29 protein-coding genes and 3 tRNA genes are annotated in these 24,799 nt (G+C 61.3%); 18 read left to right on the forward strand and 14 right to left on the reverse strand.

The genetic code is table 11. From position 1 onward, the window contains the following. Positions 1-201 precede the first annotated feature (201 nt). The 6 genes from PJW05_RS05585 to PJW05_RS05610 all read left to right on the forward strand — a co-directional run bounded on the left by PJW05_RS05585 (position 202) and on the right by PJW05_RS05610 (position 5,633). On the forward strand, positions 202-1,752 hold the full coding sequence (locus tag PJW05_RS05585) for a 2-isopropylmalate synthase (RefSeq protein ID WP_271410740.1): 1,551 nt from the start codon (positions 202-204) through the stop codon (positions 1,750-1,752). After that, positions 1,749-2,549: an energy transducer TonB gene (locus PJW05_RS05590; RefSeq protein WP_271410741.1), complete on the forward strand. Its 801-nt coding sequence runs from the start codon at positions 1,749-1,751 to the stop codon at positions 2,547-2,549. The genes PJW05_RS05585 and PJW05_RS05590 overlap by 4 nt, the downstream gene beginning before the upstream one ends. Continuing rightward, positions 2,546-2,998: a ribosomal protein S18-alanine N-acetyltransferase gene (gene rimI, locus PJW05_RS05595; protein WP_271410742.1), complete on the forward strand. Its 453-nt coding sequence runs from the start codon at positions 2,546-2,548 to the stop codon at positions 2,996-2,998. The genes PJW05_RS05590 and rimI overlap by 4 nt, the downstream gene beginning before the upstream one ends. 71 nt (positions 2,999-3,069) lie before the next feature. Further along, the gene (gene can, locus PJW05_RS05600; RefSeq protein ID WP_271410743.1) at positions 3,070-3,714 is read left to right on the forward strand and encodes a carbonate dehydratase; all 645 of its coding nucleotides are present in this window, start codon (positions 3,070-3,072) and stop codon (positions 3,712-3,714) included. A gap of 4 nt (positions 3,715-3,718) precedes the next feature. After that, positions 3,719-4,630, forward strand: a complete 912-nt coding sequence (locus PJW05_RS05605; protein ID WP_271410744.1) for a DMT family transporter — start codon at positions 3,719-3,721, stop codon at positions 4,628-4,630. Between the two features lie 4 nt (positions 4,631-4,634). Next, a complete protein-coding gene (locus PJW05_RS05610; RefSeq protein WP_271410745.1) occupies positions 4,635-5,633 on the forward strand; it encodes an isocitrate/isopropylmalate dehydrogenase family protein in 999 nt (332 codons plus the stop codon). Between the two features lie 116 nt (positions 5,634-5,749). On the opposite strand, the gene PJW05_RS05615 is transcribed toward PJW05_RS05610, so the two are convergent. Continuing rightward, positions 5,750-5,983, reverse strand: coding sequence for a hypothetical protein (locus PJW05_RS05615; RefSeq protein WP_271410746.1), 234 nt, complete (start codon positions 5,981-5,983; stop codon positions 5,750-5,752). Between the two features lie 650 nt (positions 5,984-6,633). Here PJW05_RS05615 and PJW05_RS05620 point away from each other — a divergent pair. Both PJW05_RS05620 and PJW05_RS05625 read left to right on the forward strand, forming a co-directional pair. Next, on the forward strand, positions 6,634-6,906 hold the full coding sequence (locus PJW05_RS05620) for a DNA-binding protein (RefSeq protein ID WP_271410747.1): 273 nt from the start codon (positions 6,634-6,636) through the stop codon (positions 6,904-6,906). Positions 6,907-7,215: 309 nt separating this feature from the next. Continuing rightward, positions 7,216-7,500 carry a hypothetical protein gene (locus tag PJW05_RS05625; protein ID WP_271410748.1) on the forward strand — a complete coding sequence of 95 codons (285 nt, stop codon included), beginning with the start codon at positions 7,216-7,218 and terminating at the stop codon, positions 7,498-7,500. 752 nt (positions 7,501-8,252) lie between these two features. Here the strand turns inward: PJW05_RS05625 and PJW05_RS05630 are convergent. Beyond that, positions 8,253-8,738 carry a hypothetical protein gene (locus PJW05_RS05630; RefSeq protein ID WP_271410749.1) on the reverse strand — a complete coding sequence of 162 codons (486 nt, stop codon included), beginning with the start codon at positions 8,736-8,738 and terminating at the stop codon, positions 8,253-8,255. Between the two features lie 267 nt (positions 8,739-9,005). Between PJW05_RS05630 and PJW05_RS05635 the strand changes: the two genes are divergently transcribed. The 3 genes from PJW05_RS05635 (at position 9,006) to PJW05_RS05645 (ending at position 11,615) form a co-directional block, all read left to right on the forward strand. After that, positions 9,006-9,875 (forward strand): restriction endonuclease, encoded by an 870-nt coding sequence (locus tag PJW05_RS05635; protein WP_271410750.1) that lies wholly within the window; start codon positions 9,006-9,008, stop codon positions 9,873-9,875. Between the two features lie 388 nt (positions 9,876-10,263). Beyond that, positions 10,264-11,151, forward strand: coding sequence for a hypothetical protein (locus PJW05_RS05640; RefSeq protein ID WP_271410751.1), 888 nt, complete (start codon positions 10,264-10,266; stop codon positions 11,149-11,151). Beyond that, positions 11,148-11,615, forward strand: a complete 468-nt coding sequence (locus PJW05_RS05645) for a hypothetical protein (protein ID WP_271410752.1) — start codon at positions 11,148-11,150, stop codon at positions 11,613-11,615. The genes PJW05_RS05640 and PJW05_RS05645 overlap by 4 nt, the downstream gene beginning before the upstream one ends. A 163-nt stretch (positions 11,616-11,778) precedes the next feature. On the opposite strand, the gene PJW05_RS05650 is transcribed toward PJW05_RS05645, so the two are convergent. Both PJW05_RS05650 and PJW05_RS05655 read right to left on the reverse strand, forming a co-directional pair. Further along, positions 11,779-12,219: a hypothetical protein gene (locus PJW05_RS05650; RefSeq protein WP_271410753.1), complete on the reverse strand. Its 441-nt coding sequence runs from the start codon at positions 12,217-12,219 to the stop codon at positions 11,779-11,781. A 35-nt stretch (positions 12,220-12,254) separates the two neighbouring features. Next, complete coding sequence (locus PJW05_RS05655) at positions 12,255-12,542, reverse strand: DNA-binding protein (RefSeq protein ID WP_271412174.1); 288 nt, start codon at positions 12,540-12,542, stop codon at positions 12,255-12,257. 107 nt (positions 12,543-12,649) lie between these two features. Between PJW05_RS05655 and PJW05_RS05660 the strand changes: the two genes are divergently transcribed. From PJW05_RS05660 to PJW05_RS05680, 5 genes are all read left to right on the forward strand, one after another. Then, positions 12,650-12,922 carry a DNA-binding protein gene (locus PJW05_RS05660; RefSeq protein WP_271410754.1) on the forward strand — a complete coding sequence of 91 codons (273 nt, stop codon included), beginning with the start codon at positions 12,650-12,652 and terminating at the stop codon, positions 12,920-12,922. A gap of 353 nt (positions 12,923-13,275) precedes the next feature. After that, positions 13,276-13,857: a phage integrase gene (locus tag PJW05_RS05665; RefSeq protein WP_271410755.1), complete on the forward strand. Its 582-nt coding sequence runs from the start codon at positions 13,276-13,278 to the stop codon at positions 13,855-13,857. Between the two features lie 60 nt (positions 13,858-13,917). Beyond that, positions 13,918-14,250 (forward strand): type II toxin-antitoxin system Phd/YefM family antitoxin, encoded by a 333-nt coding sequence (locus PJW05_RS05670; RefSeq protein WP_271410756.1) that lies wholly within the window; start codon positions 13,918-13,920, stop codon positions 14,248-14,250. A gap of 31 nt (positions 14,251-14,281) precedes the next feature. Further along, positions 14,282-14,587 carry a HigA family addiction module antitoxin gene (locus tag PJW05_RS05675; protein WP_271410757.1) on the forward strand — a complete coding sequence of 102 codons (306 nt, stop codon included), beginning with the start codon at positions 14,282-14,284 and terminating at the stop codon, positions 14,585-14,587. A 56-nt stretch (positions 14,588-14,643) separates the two neighbouring features. Continuing rightward, a complete protein-coding gene (locus PJW05_RS05680; RefSeq protein WP_271410758.1) occupies positions 14,644-14,934 on the forward strand; it encodes an excalibur calcium-binding domain-containing protein in 291 nt (96 codons plus the stop codon). An 87-nt stretch (positions 14,935-15,021) separates the two neighbouring features. On the opposite strand, the gene PJW05_RS05685 is transcribed toward PJW05_RS05680, so the two are convergent. From PJW05_RS05685 to PJW05_RS05730, 10 genes are all read right to left on the reverse strand, one after another. Then, a tRNA-Met gene (locus tag PJW05_RS05685) sits at positions 15,022-15,098 on the reverse strand. A gap of 211 nt (positions 15,099-15,309) precedes the next feature. Next, positions 15,310-16,410, reverse strand: coding sequence for a redox-regulated ATPase YchF (gene ychF, locus PJW05_RS05690; RefSeq protein ID WP_271410759.1), 1,101 nt, complete (start codon positions 16,408-16,410; stop codon positions 15,310-15,312). A gap of 20 nt (positions 16,411-16,430) precedes the next feature. Continuing rightward, entirely contained in the window at positions 16,431-17,015 is a 585-nt protein-coding gene (pth, locus tag PJW05_RS05695) for an aminoacyl-tRNA hydrolase (RefSeq protein ID WP_271410760.1), read from the reverse strand. 59 nt (positions 17,016-17,074) lie between these two features. Further along, complete coding sequence (locus PJW05_RS05700) at positions 17,075-17,677, reverse strand: 50S ribosomal protein L25/general stress protein Ctc (protein ID WP_271410761.1); 603 nt, start codon at positions 17,675-17,677, stop codon at positions 17,075-17,077. Between the two features lie 108 nt (positions 17,678-17,785). After that, positions 17,786-18,727 carry a ribose-phosphate pyrophosphokinase gene (locus PJW05_RS05705; protein WP_028629917.1) on the reverse strand — a complete coding sequence of 314 codons (942 nt, stop codon included), beginning with the start codon at positions 18,725-18,727 and terminating at the stop codon, positions 17,786-17,788. An 86-nt stretch (positions 18,728-18,813) separates the two neighbouring features. After that, positions 18,814-18,888, reverse strand: a tRNA-Gln gene (locus PJW05_RS05710). A 60-nt stretch (positions 18,889-18,948) separates the two neighbouring features. Continuing rightward, positions 18,949-19,023 (reverse strand) — tRNA-Gln (locus tag PJW05_RS05715). Between the two features lie 32 nt (positions 19,024-19,055). Beyond that, a complete protein-coding gene (gene ispE, locus PJW05_RS05720; protein ID WP_271410762.1) occupies positions 19,056-19,907 on the reverse strand; it encodes a 4-(cytidine 5'-diphospho)-2-C-methyl-D-erythritol kinase in 852 nt (283 codons plus the stop codon). Next, positions 19,907-20,524, reverse strand: a complete 618-nt coding sequence (gene lolB / locus PJW05_RS05725; protein WP_271410763.1) for a lipoprotein insertase outer membrane protein LolB — start codon at positions 20,522-20,524, stop codon at positions 19,907-19,909. Before lolB ends, ispE begins: the two co-directional genes overlap by 1 nt. Before the next feature lie 3 nt (positions 20,525-20,527). Then, the gene (locus PJW05_RS05730; RefSeq protein ID WP_271410764.1) at positions 20,528-22,258 is read right to left on the reverse strand and encodes a tetratricopeptide repeat protein; all 1,731 of its coding nucleotides are present in this window, start codon (positions 22,256-22,258) and stop codon (positions 20,528-20,530) included. 186 nt (positions 22,259-22,444) lie between these two features. Between PJW05_RS05730 and hemA the strand changes: the two genes are divergently transcribed. Further along, on the forward strand, positions 22,445-23,719 hold the full coding sequence (gene hemA, locus PJW05_RS05735) for a glutamyl-tRNA reductase (protein ID WP_271410765.1): 1,275 nt from the start codon (positions 22,445-22,447) through the stop codon (positions 23,717-23,719). Then, positions 23,716-24,798: a peptide chain release factor 1 gene (gene prfA, locus PJW05_RS05740; protein WP_271410766.1), complete on the forward strand. Its 1,083-nt coding sequence runs from the start codon at positions 23,716-23,718 to the stop codon at positions 24,796-24,798. The genes hemA and prfA overlap by 4 nt, the downstream gene beginning before the upstream one ends. Position 24,799: the final 1 nt, after the last annotated feature.

A 24,799-nucleotide genomic window follows, 5' to 3' on the forward strand; every position in this document is an offset into this window, starting at 1 on the left:
GGCGGGCTTTTTTGTGCCTTCTCGTACGAGGCTGGATGGCGCAGTCCCATCCACCCGCGGCACCTCCACCCGCCCGCCGGCCTTTCCGGCCAGGGTATTTCACGCCACAATTCCCAGAATCTGGAGCCGTCGCCACAAGCAGTCCGGCACCATCAGCCCGAGCCCTGGCCGCATGTACGGTGGGGCCGTGAGGAGCGAGCCATGAGCAGCCAAGATCGCGTCATCATCTTCGACACCACCCTGCGCGACGGCGAGCAGAGCCCCGGCGCGTCCATGACCAAGGAAGAGAAACTGCGTATTGCCAAGGCCCTGGAACGCCTGCGGGTGGACGTGATCGAAGCCGGCTTCGCCATCGCCAGCCCCGGCGACTTCGAGGCGGTCAAGGCCATCGCCGACAGCATCAAGGACAGCACCGTGTGCAGCCTGTCCCGCGCGGTGGACGGCGACATCGACCGCGCCGCCGAGGCCCTGGTCGGGGCCAACTCCGGGCGCATCCACACCTTCATCGCCACCAGCCCCATCCACATGCAGTACAAGCTGCGCATGGAGCCGGACCAGGTAGTGGAACAGGCCGTCCGCGCGGTCAAGCGCGCGCGCAACCTCTGCGCCGACGTGGAGTTCTCCTGCGAGGATGCCGGCCGCTCCGAGATCGATTTCCTCTGCCGCATCATCGAAGCCGCCATCGACGCCGGCGCCCGCACCATCAACATCCCCGACACCGTCGGCTACGCCATCCCGCACCAGTACGCCGATACCATGCGCCAGTTGCTGGAGCGCATCCCCAATGCCGACAAGGCGGTGTTCTCCGTGCACTGCCACAACGACCTGGGCCTGGCCGTGGCCAACTCCCTGGCCGCCGTCGCGGTCGGCGCGCGGCAGGTGGAGTGCACCATCAACGGTCTTGGCGAGCGTGCCGGCAACGCCGCGCTGGAAGAAATCGTCATGGCCATCAAGACCCGCCAGGACGTGCTCGGCGTCTACACCAATATCGACACCCCGCACATCCTCAGCACGTCGCGCATGGTCTCCGGCATCACCGGCTTCCCGGTGCAGCCGAACAAGGCCATCGTCGGCGCCAACGCCTTCGCCCACGAATCCGGCATCCACCAGGACGGCGTGCTCAAGCACCGCGAAACCTACGAAATCATGTCCGCCGAGTCCGTCGGCTGGCACACCAACAAGATGGTGCTGGGCAAGCACTCCGGGCGTAACGCCTTCCGCACCCGCCTCGACGAACTGGGCATCCAGTTGGCCAGCGAGGCCGAGCTGAACGCCGCCTTCGCCCGCTTCAAGGAACTGGCGGACAAGAAGCACGAAATCTTCGACGAAGACCTCCAGGCGCTGGTTTCCGACACCCTGGGCGAGGAAGCCCCGGAACACTTCAAGCTGGTCTACCTGGAGGTCGCCTCCAAGACCGGCGAAGTGCCCCAGGCCAAGCTGGTGCTGTCCATCGACGGCGTGGAGCAGGGCTCCAGCGCCGAGGGCTCCGGCCCGGTGGACGCCACCTTCAAGGCCATCGAAAGCCTGGCCGCTTCCGAGTCCAGCCTGCAGCTCTACTCCGTCAACGCCATCACCCAGGGCACCGATTCCCAGGGTGAAGTCACCGTCCGCCTGGAAAAAGCCGGACGAATCGTCAACGGAAACGGCGCGGATACCGATATAGTTGTCGCCTCCGCCAAGGCCTACCTCAATGCGCTGAACCTGATGCAGGCAGGCGTGCGCAAGGCTCACCCACAGGTTGCTGACGTTTGATCACAGAACACCGCCGTCGCGCGTATCTCGATGCCATGCAGGTAGCCACCTGGCTGCCGCGCGTGGCATTGCCCTTTGCCGCGCCCTCCAACCCTGAACTGCTCGCCCTGGCTCCGGACGTGCCGCCGGAGGAGGCTCCGGCCCCGGTCGCCGGCGCAGCCCCCGTTACCCCGGCCGCCGAGGCCAGCCCGGCGCCCTCCGCGCGCGCGCGGATCGAGATTCCCCGCCCAGGCAGCGGCGCGCGCCCGGCTGCGCAACCCGCACCCGAGCCGGTCGCCGAGGCCGAAGCCGCCCCGGCCAAGGTCGAAGCGCTGCCGCCACCGCGTTTCTCCCTGCAGTTGCTGCGTGCCGGCAACTGCCTGCTGCTGGTGGAGCTGCCCACCGGCGAACCCTTTCAGAGCCGCGATCCAGCCTACCTGCTGCTCAAGGATCTGCTGCGCGCCGCCGGCCTGCCGGATAGCCCGCAGATCCTCGGCGAACCGGTGCGCTGGCCGCTGCTGGCCCGGGGCAACATGGACCAGGGCCCGGATGCCGCCCGCGACTTCGTCCAGGGCTTTGTCGGCATGCGCGTGGAAGAGCAGGGCGAGTGCGCCTGCCTCTGGCTGGTGGGCCTGCCCGCCGTGCGCTTCGCCGGGGAGGCCGACGCCGGCGCCTTCAACCGCGAGCTGCAGGTCGAAGGCCTGGGTGCCGCCTGGGCCCTGCCGGGCCTGGAACTGTTGATGGACGAGCCGGAGCGCAAGCGCGAACTCTGGCAAGCCATGCGCCGTGTGATGCGCCGCTGGAAGCACACTGAATGACCGATGCCGTTTCCTTCCGCCCCATGACCGAGGCGGACCTCGATGCCGTCCTGAAAATCGAATACGCCGCCTTCAGCCACCCCTGGACCCGCGGCATCTTCACCGACAGCCTCAAGTCCTATGACTGCTGGCTGATGTTCGAAGGTAGCCAGCAAGTCGGCCATGGCGTGATCAACGTCATCGTCGGCGAGGCCCACCTGCTGAACATCACCGTCAAGCCCGAAAGCCAGGGGCGCGGCCTGGGCCTGCGTCTGCTGGAGCGCCTGATGGAGCGCGCCCGCGAACTGCAGGCTGCCGAATGCTTCCTTGAAGTGCGCGCCAGCAACCAGTCGGCCTATCGCCTGTACGAGCGCTTCGGTTTCAATGAAGTCGGCCGCCGCCGCGACTATTACCCCGCCGTGGGCGGCCGAGAAGACGCCCTGGTGATGGCCTGCACCCTGGTCGACTAAGCCCCGCGCAGGCCATTGCCAAAGCGCCCGGCGCTCCGTAAGGTGCGCCGGCCAGAGGAGGAGAAGACGCAATGAGCGACCTGCAGCAGTTGATCGACAACAACGCGCGCTGGGCCGAAAGCATCAAGCAACGCGACCCGGACTTCTTCGCCAAGCTGGCCAAGCAGCAGGTGCCGGAATACCTCTGGATCGGCTGCTCCGACGCCCGCGTGCCGGCCAACGAAATCGTCGGCATGCTGCCCGGCGATCTCTTCGTCCACCGCAACGTCGCCAACGTCGTCCTGCACACCGACCTCAACTGCCTGTCGGTCATCCAGTACGCGGTGGACGTGCTCAAGGTGCGGCACATCCTGGTCACCGGCCACTACGGCTGCGGCGGCGTCCGCGCCGCCATGCGCGACGTGCAGTACGGCCTGATCGACGGCTGGCTGCGCACCATCCGCGACCTCTACTACGACCAGCGCGAGCACCTGGCCACTTTCGCCACCGAGGAAGAGCGCGTCGACCGCCTCTGCGAGCTCAATGTCATCCAGCAGGTGGCCAACGTCAGCCACACCACCATCGTCCAGAACGCCTGGCACCGTGGCCAGGAACTGTCCGTGCACGGCTGCATCTACGGCATCAAGGACGGCATCTGGAAAAACCTCAACGTCACCGTCAGTGGCATGGAGCAGCTGCCGCCGCAGTACCGCCTGCGTCCCCTCGGCCAGAGCTGAGCCCATGTCGAAACCCGATGGCCGGACCGTCGGCCTGGCCTGGCTCGGCCTGCTCGTGGCCAGCTTCTTCTGGGCCGGCAACGCCCTGGTGGCCCGCGCCTTCCACGACGCCATTCCACCCTTCACCCTGGCCTTCTGGCGCTGGAGCCTGGCGCTGGCCATCCTCTTGCCCTTCGTCGGCCGGGCCATGTGGGCGCACCGCGAAGGGCTGCGCCGCGCCGGCTGGCGCCTGCTGCTGGTGGCTGCCCTGGGGATCAGCACCTTCAGCGTGCTGCTGTACTTCGCCGCGCGCACCACGGTGGCCATCAACCTCACCCTGCTCAACACCTGCCTGCCGCTGGCCACCTTCATCGGCGCTGGCATCCTGCTCAACGAATGGCCGCCCCGGCGCGCCTGGCTCGGCCTGCTGGTGGCGACAGTCGGCCTGCTGGTGCTGATCGCCCAGGGGCGGCTGGCCATGCTGGCCGCGCTGTCGTTCAACCCCGGTGACCTGATCATGCTCCTGGCGGTGCTCGACTGGGCCCTCTACACCCTGCTGCTGCGCCGCTGGAGCCAACACTTTCAACTGCCGCCGCTGGTGCTGCTGGGTGCCTTCATCCTCTGCGGCGTGCCGCTGCTGCTGCCGTTCTACCTGCTGGAACTGGCCGACGGGCAGCGCTTCGAACTCTCTGTGGAAAACCTTGCCGCCATCGCCTACACCGGCATCTGCGCCTCGCTGCTGGCCTACCTGCTGTGGAATCATGGTATCCGCGTGCTGGGCGTGGCCAAGGCCGTGCTCACCAACTACCTGATGCCGGTGTTCACCGCGCTGCTCGGCTACCTGCTGTTGGGCGAAGGCTTGCAGGCTTACCATTGGTTCGGTGGGGCGCTGATCTTCGCCGGCCTGCTGTTGGCGACACGCCCCTCGTTGAGGTAAGCCCATGCACAAACTCGTCGTCATTCCTGGAGACGGCATCGGCCGCGAAGTGGTGCCGGTGGCGGTCCAGGCCCTGGAGAAACTCCTGCCCGACCTGCGAACGGTGGAAGCCGAAGCCGGCTGGGACTGTTTCCAGCACGGCGGCACTGCGGTGCCGGACGCCACCTTCCAGGCTCTGCGCGAATGCGGCGCCGGCCTGTTCGGCGCCGTCTCCTCGCCCGCCAGCCAACGCGTACCCGGCTACCGCAGCGCCATCCTGCAACTGCGCCAGACCCTCCAGCTCAACGCCAACCTGCGCCCCGTGCGCAGTTGGCCCGGCGTCTCGCCCCGGCCTGGCGTGGACCTGATCATCCTGCGCGAGAACAGCGAGGGCCTCTACAGCGGCCGCGAACACCTGGAAGCCGACGGCGTGGCCATCGCCGAACGGGTGATCACCCGCGCCGCCTGCGAAGCCCTGGCCCGCCGTGCGCAGGAAGTGGCCAAGGCACGCCAGGCCCGGCGCATCACCCTGGTGCACAAGGCCAACGTCCTGCCATTGACCTGTGGCCTGTTCCGCGACACCTGCCGAGAAGTGCTGGAAGGGGAGGGCTGGGCCGCCGAAATCGACGAATGCCTGGTGGACCTCGCCGCCCTGCGCCTGGTGGAACAGCCCGAAGCCTTCGACCTGATCGTCACCACCAACCTCTTCGGTGACATCCTCTCCGACCTCGCCAGCCACTGGAGCGGCGGCCTGGGCCTGGCCCCGTCGCTCAACTGGGGCAACGGCATCGCCCTGGCCGAACCCGTCCACGGCAGCGCCCCCGACATCGCCGGCAGCGGCCGTGCCAACCCAATCGCCACCCTGTTGAGTGCCGCCCTGCTGCTGCGCCACCACTGGCAGCAGCCCGGCCTCGCCAAACGCCTGGAAACCGCCGTGGAAACCTTCCTGCGCGAAGAAGGCAAGGCCGACTTCGGCTTTGAAACCACACAAGTCGTCGGCCAAGGTATCCTCGCTGCGCTATAAGGCCCCTTTCCCTTTGAGAGAGGGCCGGGGTAAAGGTAACAACCCCGCCCAGGTAGCCCAGCACGGCAAAACCCACCCCGGAAAAAGAAAACCCCGCCGCAGCGGGGTTTTCAACATCAACTTGAATCCGGTGGGTAGCGCATGGGCGTGTACGAGCCCCTTTCCTCCAGAACCAGCATCGGCTTCGGCGCCCGAAGCTCGAGCCGCGCCGTGCCGTCCTCGATGGGGCCCACGACAATCTCGATCCCCTCGGCCTTCAACAGCGCCATCAACACTGACTCGCTGACTCCTTCCAGCACCCTCAGCGTCAGAACATCACCTTCCTTGCGTTCACCGACATGAATCTGCATGTGGAGTACCTCGCATGGATGACTGCGCAAGATCATCACGAGGCGGAGCGGCGTTCTACGGGGGAGGATGGCGTTCGGAAATTTCCTATAGAGGGTTCGGATGGCACCGGAACAGGGCCGCGTCAGATTTGTTCGAAAGGTGGCTCAGCGGCGTGAACTACCCGAGCAGCAACCAGCTGGCCCTTGAAGCCTAGTCAGCCCCAGACCAGATGCAATTGCCGCTGACGGCAGACGGTTTCCTGCCGACAGGTAGTCAAGGTTCCCTCTCAATGAGCGTGGTTTGGAAAACCACCATCTGCATCATCATCGGGACTCAGATGCCCGTGTTCGGGCTCGACACGCCCTGAAATCAACCAAAGTGCGTACTGAGGGTAGGCGTTTGCCAGGATTCCGACCTCTTCTGTGCTGATCCTGATTTTCCCCCCGCTGATATTTCTCCAGCGCTCGTAGTTTTTCCCGCCGAGTTCACTGAGGTGTTTCGGGCCAACCGTCCGTATGAGTTGGAGTGCTCTTTTTCTTACAGCGTCCATGGAAATTTCTCAGAAAGAGTAATCTTTACTCAATTTGCGAGTTGGAGTAATTTTTACTCATTGAGTAATGATTACTCTTTGTCTGCTTGGATTACATCTGGCCGATTATAGGGACATTGTATGGAACAGTCTGGTGTAACGAGGTTTTCCCTCGAAGACCCAACCGAGCGCATCTCCGATCTCCGCGATCCGCCCTTCTGCTCGCAGCTGGCCTTGGCGCGCATGTTGGGCATCGAGCAGATCACCGAGGATGTGGTGCGTGGCTGGGTGGAGTCGGCGACCTTGCCGACGGTGAAGATCGGTCGCCGGCGGGTGATCAATCTGCACCGCCTGCGCAGGGACCTGGATGAAGGCAAGACGGTGTTCAGCGCGGGGGACTACGCCGATGCGTAATCGAACATCCTTACTCTTCCGGGGTTCATCGACTCGCTGCCTGTGGCTGGTCTGCATGCTGTTCCACGCGTCCAGGGGCAAGAGCCGGGCAGAGCCGATCCTGACGACGCATCGGCCCGCGCCCTTTGTGGCGCTTTCCGGGCGTTATCCCCATTCTGGGCGTCCCCTGTCAGTGGCACTGGATTTGCGCCGCGTGCCGAAGGGGCCGGGCCTTTTCCTGCGTTACGTACAGGCACGCGTGCCCCGGCCCGAGGTGTTGGCGCGTTGTCGGGTTGTCGGCGCCCGTTCGTGGCTAAGCTGAGCCTTCCTATGACGGTTCGCAAGGAGGGCGGTAGCTGGACGGCGGATTTCTACGAGAACGGCAATGCAGGTCGTCGAGTTTGCAAGCAGGGCTTTGCCACCCGAGCCGCCGCCCGGCGTTACCAGGCCGACGTCATCGCGTTGCGAGCGTTAACCGGCCAGCCCCTGTACCAACGCCTGTCCGAACTGGTGCTGCTCTGGTACAGGGGCCACGGCCAACCGTCTGGTCTATCGATAGGCGAGAGAGACGTTGGAGATTCTTTCGTGCCGCTATCACTACTGACCGGCGGTTGATGTGCAGAGAGGCGAGGTAGTCGGGGCGTAGTCTGTTGATCCATGCCCGCCAAGGTGAGCCGGCTGTAGCGGTGGAAATCGATGAGCTGATCGCCCAACGCATACAGGCGCTTTCATGATGCAGGGAAAGGTGGTGGCGACGCCTGCGACTGGCTGGACCTGCGCGAATGCAGAGATCGTCGATCTGCATTACACCGTCGAAACCCTAGTCGTGCTCCTGCAGGATCGGGCAGGAGGAGCGCAATGGCGCATCGAGTTTCCTGGGGGCGAAGGATTTCGTGTCCTAGACGAGGGAGACCTAATGGAGTTCTGGCCCAGCTGCCGTAATTCTGTGCTGGTCTGGGAAGTGACTTCTGGTGGCTGGTTGGAGCAGGAGTGCACGCGGCCTGGCTACATCGGCAAGTGGACCAAGCAGGTGCGGGAGTACTTCGTGGCCGGGGAGAACGCTTGCGTAAGCGTAATTTCCTGGACGGAGCCTGTAGTTTCGCCCGTATGACCGAGATCGCAGTGGTTTTCCCGCAGGCCAGAGAAAAGGGTTAGCTTTCGCTAACCCTTTTGCATTTAGTGACTAAGAACCCGCCACATCAGCGAATTATGAATCACCCGAGCCACGCCTCGCTGGAGCCAAAAGCACCATAAATTGGGCCTTCCAGCAGCCTCCTAACCTCGCAAAACCAGAGCTTTCCAGAATAATCGACGAAGCGATTCACCAAGGGCCGCATACCAATACTTGAGTTTAAGTAGCCAACATCTCAGTGGCCATTGCGTAGCATTTTTTTCAGAACGTGCAAGCAAACGTCGAATTCTGGGTAATCATCTTTATTCTTGTTTTTCTCTTCTTCGAATAGTTTCTTATAATAATTTGGATCGCCTCCAAGATTTGTATAGCCTTCTGTCCCAAGTTTGTGTAGTTGGGCAATTGCCAAGGGATATCCTGATCCGGCCGATTTCCTCATAAGAGTTACAAAGTTAGAAGAGCCGTAATCAAAGTCTCCGATCCTGCTGCCAACGACAGCACTATAGAAGTCGACCTCTCCTTCGGAATTACAAGCTGATCCTCGCTTAAGAAGAAGTTTTGCTAACGCATATCCATCACGAGTTTCATTGACAATTATTATTTTTGCAGACAAGAGATCGTGTTTGCATAGCACTGCCAGGTCTTGGGCGGAAAGAGCTTCATTTGCATTTGAAGCGAACGGTGTGAGCAGTAATGCAAGCGCTATGATTTTCTTACGCATTTAATAACTCTTGTCCGGAGTACTTGTTGTTGTCGCCAAGGGTTTGCCCATTTTTGGGGCTGGTCGCTGCATGGCTCTAGGATTGAGCGCCGGGAAGGGATAGGCGTTGCTATTCACCTGGACCGCTCCTTGGTTCAATGGGGGGCACGCTGTCGTTCGTCCAGTTAGCCCAAAGTCGTTGCTGGTGGCTATTTACGAAGGGCAGTGTACCGCGTTAGCTTCGCCTATGGCCTTGTGCCACGTATGGATACCACGAGAGCGCAAGGAATGGCACGTCGTCGTAGAACCTCCACGTTTGAAGATCTCATCTCCCTCGCAGCGCTGCTGCCCTGGTGGGCCAGCCTGTTGATTGCCCTGGTGTCATGGTTCCTGCTGCATGGATTTGCCACCAGCGCACCTCCCGCCATTACGCATCCCAACCAATTCTCCACAGCTATGACGGGGACTGTCCTTCGCAGTCTCGCCATGGTTGGTCAGTTCCTAATCCCGCTCGCGTTCGTGTTCGGCGCCATCGGCTCGATCTTCGGCCGGGCCAAGCGCAAGAAACTCATCAAGGACGTAGCCGCTGCTACTCAGCCCGGTAAAACCGTCGAGGGCATCAGTTGGCGTGAGTTTGAGCAGTTGGTGGGCGAAGCATTCCGCCGTAAGGGCTTCACCGTAACTGAGAGTGGTGGCGGTGGCCCGGATGGTGGTGTTGATCTGGTCCTGCATCTTGGGACGGACAAGTACCTGGTCCAGTGCAAGCAATGGAAGGCCATCAAGGTTGGCGTCACCGTGATACGCGAGTTCTTCGGCGTAATGGCGGCTGAAGGTGCTGCGGGTGGGTTCGTTGTCACCTCCGGCACCTACACCGAAGAGGCCAAGGCATTCGCCCAGGGGCGCAACATTCAGTTGGTCGACGGAACGCTGCTCAAGCGCTGGATTGCTAGTCGATCCGGACCCACGCAACCCACAGCAGCAACGCCTGAGGATGCGAAGCCCTCGACTCGGTCTGCCGTTCCGATCTGCCCCGTCTGCAGTTCTTCAATGATCCTGCGCACCGCAAAGCGTGGGATGAACCTGGGCAATCAGTTCTGGGGCTGTGCGAAGTACCCGGCGTGCCGAGGCATACGTCAACTGGGGGAGGCTTCCGTATGAGCGAGCCCAAGTCCTACAAATGGGCGTACAGACGCCGCACCTGGTCCTTTAGCTTGAGCAGCATAGTCGTTGTGCTCCTGGGCGGAGTCTTTCTGGCAACGCATCGGAGTATGGGCATTCAGATCAACGACATCGAGGTCCTGGTCGTTGGGGTAGTAGCTGTCCTGATCTATCTACTCAAGCGCTCTATCTGGTGCTGCCCGGCATGTGGGCATAGTTTCGAAATAGGTGGATATGGCCCAGCAATGAAAAGCTCCAGCCTAGATAACTGCCCGAGTTGCAAGGTGTCATTCCGGTAAAAAGGAAAAATAGTAATCTGTCCAATTTGTGGATGCATGTATTTCATTGAGTGCGTTTATTCGAGATTTGGTGAAAGGGAATTTTGATAATGGTTTTGAAGCGTGGTCGCTACTATTTGGGGCGGGTGGTAAAAATTAATCTAACACAAGACGCTCTGATGGATGCTCTTGTGCAGGCTCCTACTATTACGATTGGAAAGTTTGACTGGACAATTACCGACGTAGTGGATTCGCGAGAGGGTGATTTAAAATACATCTTCGGTAAGTTGTCTAAGTTTGCTAAGGATGGCCATGTTACTGTAATTGATGAAGAAAATAGGTCGCAAGTTGATGCTGATGCGCCAAATCTGCTTGTGGCAAGTTCTCCCTTTGTTTACCTGCCAGAGTTTTCTGGCATGGCATTTCTGCACGTATGGGATGGAATTCAAGAAGATGTGTTTCCTCGGCGAATCCAGAAAATTGTAGAAGCGGCTTATGATGGATTATTGGTTTCTTGTGAGGTTGAGCCAGTAGCCGACTATCGGGCGTTTACATCTCGTTTGAAGAGGCTTAGCAAGTTTATTGAGTTTTCTGCCACTGTATATCCGCCCAACCCGCTGTTCGGTCGTCTGTGGGCCGAGCTGAATAATTACATTGGGGAGCGAAACGCATCAGAGGTTAGTATCAAAGAGCAAACATCCAAGCCAAATGGACTAAAGTCAAAGATAATTGAGCTAATGGATAAAATAATCCTAGATCGGGGCTATCAGCCAGAAGCCGTTCCGGGAATAGCAGACGCGGCTATTCTTATGGCCGCAGACGGTTATGGGAAAGGTAAGGTGATTGGTGTTGAAGATGGCGAAGAAGTGGTTATTAAAACTAGCGATACACAGAAAAGCTTTTTATTTTCAAAAGATCCATTGCCAGCAGAGTTTGCTGAGAAAGCCAGGGTGTACTTGGGTAGGGTAAGCATTGAGCGGGATATGGGGCATAGATGAAGTTTTTATATTATGTTCGTGTGCTTTTGGTGAGCTTCGAGTTTCTGATTGTGGTGTTTATGGCTGCGATTTATCTGGCTTTTAATGATCAGATAGATACTTTAATTTTGAGTGGTTCACCGAACGAGAAAGCCGTCGATTGGTTGATTCTATATCCTATGGCTGTTGGTGCGTGGGTTTTGAATGAAGCTAGAAATGTTCTGTTTCCGACGGGTGGTGCGGATTCTGTATTGCATCAATGGGAAGGGTATTGGCGCCTAAAGGCTCACTATAATGTTGGTCTATTTTACTGCCTGTTTCCTATTGTTCCATGTGTTTTGGTTTGGCTTTTTAATTCGATTTTTACGTCTTGGGGGATAACTTTGTTTTTTGCCTGTGTCGTGGTTGTTTCTGTGTCGGCGATTAGTTTTTATCAGGCCAATGTGAGATTGAGGGAATTGCTTATTAACGTCAGCCAGGGTTGATGTTTGGTATGGTTATTCCGTTTTTTATCTCCCGCGTCAGTCCATGTGCGCGGTGATTGCACAGGGCTGTTGGTTTTTTTTGATCTGCAACTATGCGTCTAGGTACTTGAATAGAACTGCTGGCGGAGCTTCGCCTAACTGGCGCCTGGCTTGAAATTATCCTTTAATAAACAGGACAGAATTTTTCCCGCTTTGCTTTTGTTTTTTCACTTGGATTCTGTTCATCCTGTAGCGTCCAGAACCTGCACTCAGGGCTAGCCAAACGCCGCTCCTGCTCTGCTTGAGCTAGCTGAGCCTGACGCGCTTCCTCTCTTTCAGCCCGTTCGTTGGTCAAACGCTCCTGAGCCCGTCGTTGATTCTCCAGGATGTTTTCCTGCATCTTCACGAAGGATTGATTGGTAGTTTTGCTGAGATTTTCAGTAGCTGATTGAATGAACAGTGTCATGGCAACTGTCCAGAAGATGAAGATTGTGGCGCTGGACAATAAGATGCCCAAGAAAATCTTGAGGCCGCGGTTTACCCCTCTCTGCCTCGGACGCCGCTGGCGCCGGGACCAGCTCTCGTCCTCTTCATCAATCCTTATGCTTTCGTAACGATCCTTCATCTCCGCTCTCCCTTTCCCTTCGGGCGTACCAGCGCCTAGTCACTTCCTTGGTGATCGTATCCCGCGTTCTGATCGGGCAAGTTTCGATGGGCCTCGTCATATTCGGGGCTCGTCTGGCCGATCTCTGGAGCTATCTGGCCGCTAGCCAACCAAAGGGCGTACTGAGGGAAGAGCTGCACCACGGCGTCAATCTCCGCATCAGAAAGACGTGCCTTGCCGCTCCGGATGTTTCCCCAGCGATACCGGTCAATTCCAGTCTCCCTCTCGAACCAGACGCTGGTCCGTCTGCTATCGAAAAGACTTATAAGGCGATGTTTTATCATTCCAAAACATTCTAAGTAGTACATTGTACTAAGTAGCTCGATAGGCATAATGGGCTACGTAGTAATTTGTACTTAGTTATTGATGGTTCAGATTATAGGGTAAATCCATGGAACAGTCTGGAGTAGTGGGGCTCACCTTCGAAGGGAAACCCGAAAACGTCACCGATTTCCGCAACGCGCCGTTCTGCACGCAGCTCGTGCTGGCCGAGATGCTGGGCATCGACGAAATCACCGAAGACGTGGTGCGCGGCTGGGTTGAAACCAGGACGCTCCCCACCGCCAAGATCGGCCGCCGCCGCGTCATCAACCTGCACCGCATCCGCAAGGACCTGGATGGGGGCAAGACGGTGTTCAGCGCGGGGGATTACGTCGATGGTTGATCTCTCCTCATTTCGCCCGCGTCGCTACCGTGACAATCAGCTCTGGCTGCTGTGCCAATTAATACCGCTGGGCCGAAGCAAGCGACGATCGCAGCCTATCCAGACCTGGCATCGCCCCACCCCTTTCAAGGGGCCTGTGGGTAGGTATCCCCAGATATACAGGGGCTGTGCCTCGGTCGGTGTCGACCTGCGCGGCCTGCCGGATGGCGTGGGAATCTATCTGCGTCTTGTGAATAGCTGGCACCCACGCGCCGAGGTACTGGCTCGCTGCCGGTGGCAGGCCGAATGAGGTGCGTGCTCCCCGGGGCGGCACAGGCCAAGGGAGGGCCGAGGTTTGCAGAAAGGGGAGTGGCATGACGGTACGTAAGGATGGCGAGTGTTGGATGGCGGACTTTTACGAGAACGGCCAAGCCGGACGACACATCTGCAAGCACGGCTTCGCCACCCGTGAAGCCGCTGAGCGTTACGAATCTGACTTCCTCGCTCTGCGGCAATTGACCGGGCGCCCCCTCGACGAACGCCTGTCCGACCTGGTGCGCCTTTGGCACGAACGCCGTGGCCACTTCGTCCGCAATTCCGGAAATCGACTGAACATCCTGCTGGGAACGGTCAAGCGCCTGGGTGACCCAGTCATTAGCGAATTCGACGCCACGGTCTGGAGTCGCTATGAACAAACCCGCAGCACGCAAACCGTGCCCAAGCGAGTCCGTGCTGAGCTGCGCTACCTCTCGGCGGTCTATTCGGACTTGATCCGCTATGGCGTTTGGCGCGGGGAGAATCCCTTTGCACCGCTTCGTGAGGCGGAGTCTGACGTCGCCAAAAGCTCGGTTTACAAGTTTCGTCGATCGCGAGAGCTTTTTGCTGAAGTGGACGATGTAGATCTAGAGCTACCTCCCCGTACCTGTAAGGCACGCGCGGCGCAATTCAACGACTAGGTGCACATGCGGGGAGGCGCGACCAGGTGCGCTCGGTGAATGGAACAAGGCAGGGCTGTTATGCGCGTAATCAGTTTCTCTGATGCCTTCAACAACCTGGAGAGCGTCATCGATGAAGTTGTCGATGATTCGGACTTCACCATCATTCATCGATGCGATGCGCCGGATGTCGTGCTGCTTTCGCTCGACAGCTTCAATCGCCTGATGGAGGCCGCCTGCCTGATGAAGTCCCCGGCTAATACTGCCCTCCACGTTGTTCCGCCTGCGCGCTATCAAGGGATGCTCGAACTGATTGAGGTGCTTCGCCTGGCCGAACTTGTCCGTGCTCGCCAGGGGGAGCCGACTGTGGCGGTGGATATCGACGAACTGATCGCCCAGGCGGGCGAACGTTGAGTTAGTCGATTACCACTGATGAGGAGGCACCATGGCAATCAATGGCATGCGCTCCATTCATCCTGGAAAAATTCTGCGGGAAGAGTTCCTGGAGCCGCTGGGCATCGCACCGGCCGCTCTTGCTCGTGCGCTGCATGTGTCCGCACCAACCGTGAACGACATCGTGCGCGAGCGTCGCGGGATTACCGCTGATATGGCCCTGCGACTGGGCCGTTACTTCGATACCTCCGCCCGATACTGGATGAACCTGCAGACTGAGTACGCCTTGGCTAAAACGTACGCTGAGGCCAGCGAAGAAATTGCGAATAAAATAGAGCCGCTGCGAGCGGTCAGATAAGCTAGTCAGTTCACACGGGTTTTACCCCACACCACACGGAAGTTCAGAGCACTGCCATGAAGAAGCTCATCCTCATCCTCGCTGTCGGTTTCGCTGCGTGGCAGTTCTACTTCAAGCACCAGGACCGCCAGACGATCACAAGCTACGAAAGTGATCGGGCTCCCTCCAGCTATACCGCCCAGCCTGCTGCGCCCAGCCTTGCTCGCTCCTATTCGTGCGATGGGCGGACTTACTGCTCTCAGATGAGCTCATGCGAGGAGGCGACCTACTTCCTGCAGCATTGCCCTGGAGTGAAGATGGACGGTGACAGCGATGGTGTTCCCTGTGAGCAGCAATGGTGCCGTTGAGGGGAGAGGTAGACAGGGTGTAGTCACTTTGTAGTCACTACCCCAGAAAGCACAAAGGGTTAGCTTTCGCTAACCCTTTGCTTTGTATGGTGGCTACACCGGGACTTGAACCTGGGACATCAGCATTATGAATGCTGCGCTCTAACCGACTGAGCTATGTAGCCGAGTGGCGCGCATTTTCCGTATCTCGCGGGAGGCTGTCAAGCCTTTCGCTTAGATAATTTTGTGATCTTTCAATTGTTTAGGCGGTGGAAGGGCTTTCAGGGGAATAGGTGGCGTTTGGTGAGGCGGGGGAGGGGAGTTGATGGGTTTCGCTGCGCTCTACGCCATCCTACGGATGAAAAAAGCCCCGGAGGTCCGGGGCTTTTTCGTGGATCAGACGTTGAAGCGGAAGTGCATCACGTCGCCATCCTTGACGATGTAGTCCTTGCCTTCCAGGCGCCATTTGCCGGCTTCCTTGGCACCGCCTTCGCCCTTGAACTGGATGAAGTCGTTGTAGGCGACCACTTCGGCGCGGATGAAGCCTTTTTCGAAGTCGGTGTGGATGACGGCGGCGGCCTGCGGGGCCGTGGCGCCGACGCGGACGGTCCAGGCGCGAACTTCCTTCACGCCGGCGGTGAAGTAGGTCTGCAGGTTGAGCAGCTCGTAGCCGGCGCGGATCACGCGGTTCAGGCCGGGCTCTTCGAGGCCGAGGGATTCAAGGAACATGTCCTTCTCCTCACCGTCGTCCAGCTCGGCGATTTCGGCTTCGATCTTGTTGCACACCGGCACCACGACCGCGCCTTCTTCGGCGGCGATGGCTTTCACCACGTCCAGGTGCGGGTTGTTCTCGAAGCCATCTTCGGCAACGTTGGCGATGTACATCACCGGCTTGCTGGTGAGCAGGTGGAAGCCGCGCACCATGCGCTTCTCGTCGTCACCCATGGTCTTCAGCAGGGAGCGGGCCGGCTTGCCTTCGGTGAAGTGGGCGATGAGCTTTTCCAGCAGGCCTTTCTGGGCCAGGGCTTCCTTGTCGCCGCCCTTGGCGTTGCGGGTGACGCGCTGCAGTTGCTTTTCGCAGCTGTCGAGGTCGGCGAAGATCAGTTCGAGGTCGATGATCTCGATGTCGCGCTTGGGGTCGACGCTGTTGGAGACATGGATGACGTTCTCGTCTTCGAAGCAGCGAACCACGTGGGCAATGGCGTCGGTCTCGCGAATATTGGCAAGGAACTGGTTGCCCAGGCCTTCACCCTTGGAGGCGCCTTCCACCAGGCCGGCGATGTCGACGAATTCCATGGTGGTGGGGATCACGCGCTCGGGTTTGACGATCTCGGCCAGGGCGTTGAGGCGCGCATCGGGCATGGGCACGATGCCGCTGTTCGGCTCGATGGTGCAGAAGGGGAAGTTCTCCGCCGCGATGCCGGACTTGGTCAGGGCGTTGAACAGGGTGGACTTGCCGACGTTGGGCAGGCCGACGATGCCGCAATTGAATCCCATGGTGTGTGCCTCTGCTGGGGTCAGGCCTTGCGACTGTGCAGTTTCTGCATGGCGCGGGTGAGGTCACCGGCGAGCAGTTCTGGCATCACGTCGAGGGCGAAATCGATGCTGGTGTCGAGCAGTTCCTGTTCGCTGCGTGGGGCGCGACCAAGTACGAAGCCGGAGACCAGGCTGCTGTGCCCCGGATGGCCGATGCCAAGCCGCAGGCGATGGAACGAATTCTGGTTGCCGAGCTGGGCGATGATGTCGCGCAACCCGTTGTGGCCGCCGTGGCCGCCGCCGGTTTTGAGCTTGGCGACGCCGGGGGGCATGTCGAGTTCGTCGTGGGCCACCAGGATGGCGTCCGGGGGAATGCGGAAGAACCCCGCCAGGGCCGCCACGGACTGGCCGCTGCGGTTCATGTAGGTGGTAGGGATCAGCAGACGAACGTCGCGGCCTTGATGGGAGAATTTCCCGACCAGGCCGAAGTACTTCTTGTCGAGGCTCAGGTTGACCCGTTCGCGGTCGGCCAGGCGCTCAACGAAAAGGGCCCCTGCGTTATGCCGGGTCTGGTCGTATTCGGGGCCTGGATTTCCCAGGCCGACGATCAGTTGAATGGCAGTCACTACAGGGGCCCTTTTTCAGCTTCCGAGCAAGTACCCGCCGGGTAGGGCGGGTTCAGGCATTACTCGGCTTCGCCTTCTTCCTTCACCACGCGGGAAGCGTGGATGTTGGCGACTGCCAGGTCGTTGCCGTGGGCCAGGGCCACCAGCTCGACGCCTTTCGGCAGCTTGAGGTCGGACAGGTGAACGGTCTGGCCGACTTCGACCTTGGCCAGGTCGACTTCGATGAACTCCGGCAGGTCTTTCGGCAGGCAGGAGACTTCGACTTCAGCGATGGTGTGGGAAACTTCGCCGCCGCCTTGCTTCACGCCAACGGAGGTCGCTTCGTTGATGAAGTGCAGGGGGACGTGGGCGGTCAGTTTCTGGCCGGCAACTACGCGCTGGAAGTCAGCGTGCAGTACGAAGCCTTTGGCCGGGTGGCGCTGCAGGGCCTTGATCAGAACGGTTTCGGTAGCACCGGCAACGTTCAGGGCGATCACGTGGCTGAAAGCAGCTTCGTTTTCCAGCAGCTTGGCCAGATCTTTGGCCAGCAGGCTTACGGATTGCGGGGCTTTCTCGCCGCCGTAGATTACAGCGGGAACCAGGTTGGCATTACGACGCAGGCGGCGGCTCGCACCTTTCCCCAGGTCGGAACGCACGTCGGCATTCAGGGCGAAATCAGTCATTACAGTTCTCCAAAATAACCAAAACGCCCGTAATGCTTGCGACCAGCATCCGGGCGGTTGGGCAAAAAGCCCCGCCGGAGCGGGGCGCGTTTCGTCAGGGATGGCCGCTTAGCGGAACATCGCGCTGATCGATTCCTCATTGCTGATGCGGCGGACCGCTTCAGCCACAACCGGCGCGATATCCAGCTGACGGATACGCGAGCAGGCTTGTGCCGCGGCGGACAGCGGGATGGTGTTGGTCACCACCAGCTCGTCCAGCACGGAGTTTTCGATGTTCTCGATGGCACGGCCGGACAGCACCGGGTGGGTGCAGTAGGCGTAGACCTTGGCGGCGCCGTGGTCCTTCAGGGCCTTGGCGGCATGGCCGAGGGTGCCAGCGGTGTCGACCATGTCGTCGACCAGCACGCAGGTGCGGCCTTCGACATCGCCGATGATGTGCATGACTTCGGACTGGTTGGCCTTCGGGCGGCGCTTGTCGATGATGGCAAGGTCGACGCCCAGGGACTTGGCCACGGCACGGGCGCGAACCACGCCGCCGATGTCCGGGGAAACGATCATCAGGTTCTCGAAGCGCTGGTCTTCGATGTCATCGACCAGGACCGGGGAGCCGTAGATGTTGTCCACCGGAATGTCGAAGAAGCCCTGGATCTGGTCGGCGTGCAGGTCGACGGTGAGAACACGGTCGATACCGACGACGGTCAGCATGTCAGCCACTACCTTGGCGCTGATGGCCACGCGGGCGGAACGCGGACGGCGGTCCTGGCGGGCATAGCCGAAGTAGGGGATGACCGCGGTAATGCGGGAAGCCGAGGAACGGCGGAAGGCGTCGGCCATCACCACCAGTTCCATCAGGTTATCGTTGGTCGGTGCGCAAGTCGGCTGGATCAGGAAGACGTCCTTGCCGCGGACATTCTCATTGATTTCAGCACTGATTTCGCCGTCGGAGAACTTGCCTACGGAGGCATCGCCGAGGGGAATATGCAGTTGACGTACGACGCGACGCGCCAGATCGGGGTTGGCATTCCCCGTGAAGACCATCATCTTGGACACGCGCAGTACCTGCCGGCTGAGGGTGGACCTGATGAATCAAAAAGCCGTTCAAAGGCCGTGGGCTTTTGAACAGCTTTTCAAGTGTATGGCAGGGGCGGCTGGATTCGAACCAACGCATGGCAGGATCAAAACCTGCTGCCTTACCGCTTGGCGACGCCCCTATGTGTATAACTCGCGTTGCAGGGCTTTCGTTTCGTTGTGCGCATAACCCGTGAGGTTAATGGCAGGGGCGGCTGGATTCGAACCAACGCATGGCAGGATCAAAACCTGCTGCCTTACCGCTTGGCGACGCCCCTGTATCGTACAACCGAATGCCTTGCATTCCTTCTCACGCCAGGCCTTGAAGCTTGCGGTGCAACATCGAGATGTTACGCCCCTGAGCGACGAAGCTCGGCAGAGTGGCCGGAAGTTGGCGGCGAACTTTATCAGCATCGCCCTGGTTTGGGAAGCTCCCAAACACGCAAGCTCCAGTGCCGGTCAGTCTGGCCGATGTGAATTTATTCAATTCGATCAGCGCGTTACGTACATCCGGGTAACGTTTCTCGACCACCGGCTGGCAGTCGTTTCGACCGCCCCCCTCAAGAAGGCTGCGAACTTTAATGGGCGGCGTATTCCGTGTCAACTCGGGATCGGAGAAAACTTCTGCTGTGCTGACAAAGACTTGCGGTACCGCGACGAGGAACCAGGGCTCCGCCAATTCCACGGGGGTGAGCTGCTCGCCGACCCCTTCGGCGAAGGCCGCACGACCCCGAACGAACACCGGTACGTCGGCGCCCAGGGTGAGGCCCAGGGCAGCCAGGCGATCCTCGCTCCAGCCAAGGTTCCACAGGCGGTCCAGGGCGAGGAGGGTGGTGGCGGCGTCGGAGCTGCCGCCACCGATGCCGCCGCCCATGGGCAGGCGCTTGTCCAGCCAGATGTCAGCCCCCAGCGGGCAGCCGGACTCGGCCTGCAGCGTGCGGGCGGCGCGGACGATCAGGTTGCTGTCGTGGGGAACGCCGGGTATGTCGGTGCGCAGGTGAATTTCACCGTCCTGGCGCGGGGAAAAACCCAGTTCGTCGCCGTGGTCGAGGAACTGGAAGAGGGTCTGCAGCTCGTGATAACCGTCGGCGCGGCGACCGAGGATGTGCAGCATCAGGTTGAGCTTGGCCGGTGCCGGCAGGATGAGTTGCGCGTCCTGCATCAGTGGCCGAGCTGGCGCGGTTGCCAGTCCTTGATCACCAGGGTGACGTCGAGGTTCTCGCCGCTGAGCTTGATGCGTTCGGGCAGGGCATAGCCGTTCTGTTCGACATAGCTGAGGTACTGCACCTGCCAGCCATCCTGTTCCAGGCGGGCCAGGCGGCTGCCGGCGTCGAGGGTGAGGAGGCTGCGACTGTCCGGGGCGGGCAGGCCGCGCATCCACCAGAGCAGGTGGGACACCGGCAATCGCCAGCCGAGCTGTTCTTCCAGCAGCGCTTCAGGGGAGGCGGCCTGGTAGCGGCCCTGGTTGGCCACTTCCAGTTCGATCTTGCCCGGGCGGCCGGTCAGGCGTGCTGCGCCGCGGCCCAGCGGGCCGGACAGGCGGATGTCGTAGTAGTCCTGGCGCTGCAGCCAGAAGAGGGTGCCGCTGCCGGAGTCCTTCGGTGCGCGGATGCCCACCTTGCCGCTGATCTGCCAGCCGTCGAGGGTGCTGATTTGTGCCTTGTGGGTGTTCCAGGCGGCCTGGCTACCCTGGCCTTCGAGGGTTTCTTGGGGGATGAGGGCGGCGCAGCCGGTGAGCAGCAGGAGCATGCCGGCGGCGAGGAGGTTAGGTAAACGCATGGATCAGAGGGTTCCGGAGCCGGTCAGGCGTTGCAGGGTGTCTCGAAGGATGGCGCTGTCGGGCTGCTTCTGCAGGGCTTCGGCCCAGACCTTGCGGGCTTCGACCTGTTTGCCCTGGGCCCACAGGACTTCGCCGAGGTGGGCGGCCACTTCATGGTCGGGGAATTCTTCCAGGGCCTGGCGCAGCAGCCGCTCGGCTTCCGGCAGGTTGCCCATGCGGTAGTTCACCCAGCCGAGGCTGTCGAGGATGGCGGGGTCGCTCGGGTTGAGCTTGTGGGCCTGCTCGACCAGTTGTTTGGCCTCGTCGTAGCGCGTGGTGCGGTCGGCCAGGGTGTAGCCGAGGGCGTTCAGCGCCATGGCGTTTTCCGGCTCGCGCTCGATGATGAAGCGCAGGTCCTTTTCCAGTTGGGCCAGGTCGTTGCGTTTCTCGGCCAGCATGGCGCGGGTGTAGAGCAGGTTGAGGTCGTCCGGGAACTGCTGCAGGCCCTGGTGGATGACCTTCCAGGCGCGTTCCGGCTGCTGGCGCTCGGCGAGGCTTTCGGCCTCGATCAGGTAGAGCTGGATGGCGTAGTCCGGCTGGGCATCGCGGGCTTTGTTCAGGCGTGCTTCGGCTTCGTTGGCGCGGCCGTCCCCCAGGAGGATGTCCACTTGGCGCATCTGGGCCGGCAGGTAGTCGTTGCCGGGACCGACCAGGGCGTATTCGATCAGCGCACTTTCCTTGTCGCCGAGCTTTTCGTAGACCTGGCCGAGGTTGAAGTGGGCCGCATCGACATGGCTGCCGCGTTCCACCAGTTCCTCCAGGTAGACCTGGGCTTCGTCCCAGGCTTCGCCTTCCAGGCAGACCAGCGCCAGGGAGTAGCGCAGGTCGTCATCGTCGGGGAATTGCTGGACCAGGCCGGAGAACTCGGACTTGGCTTCGTCCAGGCGGTTCTGCTCCACCAGCATGCGGGCGTAGGTCAGGCGCAGACGTTTGTCGTCCGGGTGTTGCTTGATGGCCTTCTGCAGCAGCGGCAGGGCTTCGTCGCCGCGCTTGAGGCCCTGCAGCAGGCGCGCGCGCAGCAGCGTCGGGGCGATTTCCTTGTCGTTGGCCGGCACCCCTTCCAGCAGGGCCAGAGCGTCTTCGGTGCGGCCGTCCTGTTGCAGCAGCACGGCCTTGCCGAACACCAGTTGGCTATTGTCCGGATGCTTGGCCAGCAGGCGGTCGAAGCTCTGCAGCAGGCCGGCGCGGGTGTCGGCGTCGGTTTCCGCGGCGGAAAGGGCGAGGAAGTCGAAGTGGGTGTCGCCCTGGCCCTGGAGCACCTTCTCCATATAGGCCATGGCGTCGTCGTAGCGGCCGGCGCGGGCCAGCTGGACGGCGGCGGCGCGCTGGGCGTCGAGGTTGCCGGGGGCGTTCTTCGCCCAGATCATGGCCGTGTCCAGGGCGGCCTGGTCGGCGCCCAGGTATTCGGCGATGCGGAAGGCGCGCTCGGCAACCGCCGGGTCCTGGGTCGCATTGGCCTGCTGGACGTAGTTGCCGAGGGCGATATCGAAGCGGTTGCGCTGACCGGCCAGTTCGGCGGCGAGCAGGGCGTAGAGGGTTTCGCGGCTGAACGAACCGTAGACTTCGGGCTTGGCGGGCGCAGAGGCCTGGCTGCCTTCCTCCACCGGTGGCGCGCCGTCCGGAGTCTTCTGGGTCAAGCTCTGACAGCCGCCAAGGAACAGCAGGGCGGTCAGCAACGCGAGGGATCTATTCATATAGGAAGGAGGGGGCTAACCAGCGAGTGGCCCATCATGACACAAGCCGTCAGGCTAGCACATGGGGCGGGGAGCCGGCCGGGGCCGGGCCAAACCTGTTCAAGCAGACAATTATCGGCGGTGGTTGTCGTTGTTCGGGTGAAGTAGGACAATTGCGCGCCCTCCTGTTTCAGTTAGCGACCCTGCATGGCCTTCATTGCTCTTGGTATCAACCATAAGACCGCCTCGGTGGATGTCCGCGAACGCGTGGCCTTCACTCCCGAGCAGTTGGTGGAGGCCTTGCAGCAGCTGTGTCGCATCACGCCCAGCCGCGAGGCGGCGATTCTCTCCACGTGTAACCGCAGCGAGCTCTACCTGGAGCAGGATCACCCCAGCGCCGACGAGGTGCTCGCCTGGCTGGCTGGCTATCACAACCTCAGCCTGGAAGAGCTGCGTGCCTGCGCCTATGTGCATCAGGATGACGCTGCCGTCCGCCATATGATGCGGGTCGCCTCCGGGCTGGACTCCATGGTGCTCGGCGAGCCGCAGATCCTCGGCCAGATGAAGTCCGCCTATGCCGTCGCGCGTGAGGCCGGGACCGTCGGTCCGCTGCTGGGCCGCCTGTTCCAGGCCACTTTCAGCACCGCCAAGACGGTTCGCACCGACACCGCCATTGGCGAGAACCCGGTTTCCGTGGCCTTCGCCGCCGTCAGCCTGGCCAAGCAGATATTCGCCGACCTGCACCGCAGTCAGGCGCTGCTGATCGGCGCCGGCGAAACCATCACCCTGGTTGCCCGCCACCTGCACGAGCAGGGCGTGAAGCGTATCGTGGTCGCCAACCGTACGCTGGAGCGCGCCAGCATCCTCGCCGAGGAGTTCGGCGCCCACGCCGTGCTGCTGGCCGACATGCCCCAGGAACTGGTCAACAGCGACATCGTCATCAGCTCCACCGCCAGCCAATTGCCGATTCTCGGCAAGGGTGCGGTGGAGCGTGCGCTGAAACAGCGCCGGCACAAGCCGATCTTCATGGTGGACATCGCCGTCCCGCGCGATATCGAGCCCGAAGTGGGCGAGCTGGACGACGTTTACCTCTACACCGTGGACGACCTGCACGAGGTGGTCGCGGAGAACCTCAAGAGCCGCCAGGGCGCGGCCCAGGCCGCCGAAGAGCTGGTGGGCGCGGGGGTCGAGGACTTCATGCAGCGCTTGCGCGAGCTGGCCGCGGTCGACGTGCTGCGTGCCTACCGCCAGCAGGCCGAGCGTCTGCGTGATGAGGAAGTGCTCAAGGCCCAGCGCCTGCTGCAGAACGGCACGTCGGCCGAGGAGGTGCTGGCACAGCTGGCCCGTGGCCTGACCAACAAGCTGCTGCACGCGCCCAGCGTGCAGCTGAAGAAACTCTCCGCCGACGGCCGTTTCGATGCGCTGGCCGTGGCCCAGGAACTCTTCGCCCTCGACGAGGGCTCGGATAAACGCTCGCAATGAAAGCCTCCCTGCTGAACAAGCTCGACCTCCTCCAGGACCGCTACGAGGAGCTCACCGCCCTGCTCGGCGATGCCGAAGTCATCAGTGACCAGGGCAAGTTCCGGGCGTATTCCAAGGAGTTTGCCGAGGTCGAGCCGGTGATCGTGGCGTTCCGCGAGTTCCGCAAGGTGCAGAACGACCTCGAGGGCGCCCAGGCGCTGCTCAAGGACAGTGACCCGGACCTGCGCGAAATGGCCGAGGAGGAAGTCGCCCAGGCCCGCGAACAGCTGGTGGGGCTGGAAGACCGCCTGCAGCGCATGCTGCTGCCGAAGGACCCCAACGATGGCCGCAACGTCTTCCTGGAAATCCGCGCGGGTACTGGCGGCGACGAGGCGGCGATCTTTTCCGGCGACTTGTTCCGCATGTACTCCCGCTATGCCGAGCGCCAGGGCTGGCGTGTGGAGATCCTCTCCGAGAACGAAGGCGAGCACGGCGGCTACAAGGAAGTGATCGCCCGCGTGGAGGGCGACAACGTCTACGCCAAACTCAAGTTCGAGTCCGGTGCGCACCGTGTGCAGCGGGTGCCGGAGACCGAATCCCAGGGCCGCATCCACACCTCCGCCTGCACCGTCGCCGTGCTGCCGGAGCCGGACGAGCAGGCCGCCATCGAGATCAACCCCGCCGACCTGCGCGTGGACACTTATCGCGCGTCCGGCGCTGGTGGCCAGCACGTGAACAAGACCGACTCGGCGGTGCGCATCACCCATATCCCGTCGGGCATCGTGGTCGAGTGCCAGGAAGAGCGTTCCCAGCACAAGAACCGCGCCAAGGCCATGGCCTGGCTGGCGGCCAAGCTGAATGACCAGCAGGAAGCCGCCGCCCACAAGGAAATGTCCGACACCCGCCGCCTGCTGGTGGGCTCCGGCGACCGTTCCGAGCGCATCCGCACCTACAACTATCCGCAGGGCCGAGTCACCGACCACCGCGTCAACCTCACCCTCTACGCCCTGGACGATGTCATGGCCGGTGGTGTGGAAGCGGTGATCGAGCCGCTGCTCGCCGAATACCAGGCCGACCAGCTGGCGGCCCTGGGAGACTGAT

The organism is Pseudomonas sp. Q1-7 (genome assembly GCF_028010285.1).
Taxonomy (GTDB): domain Bacteria; phylum Pseudomonadota; class Gammaproteobacteria; order Pseudomonadales; family Pseudomonadaceae; genus Metapseudomonas.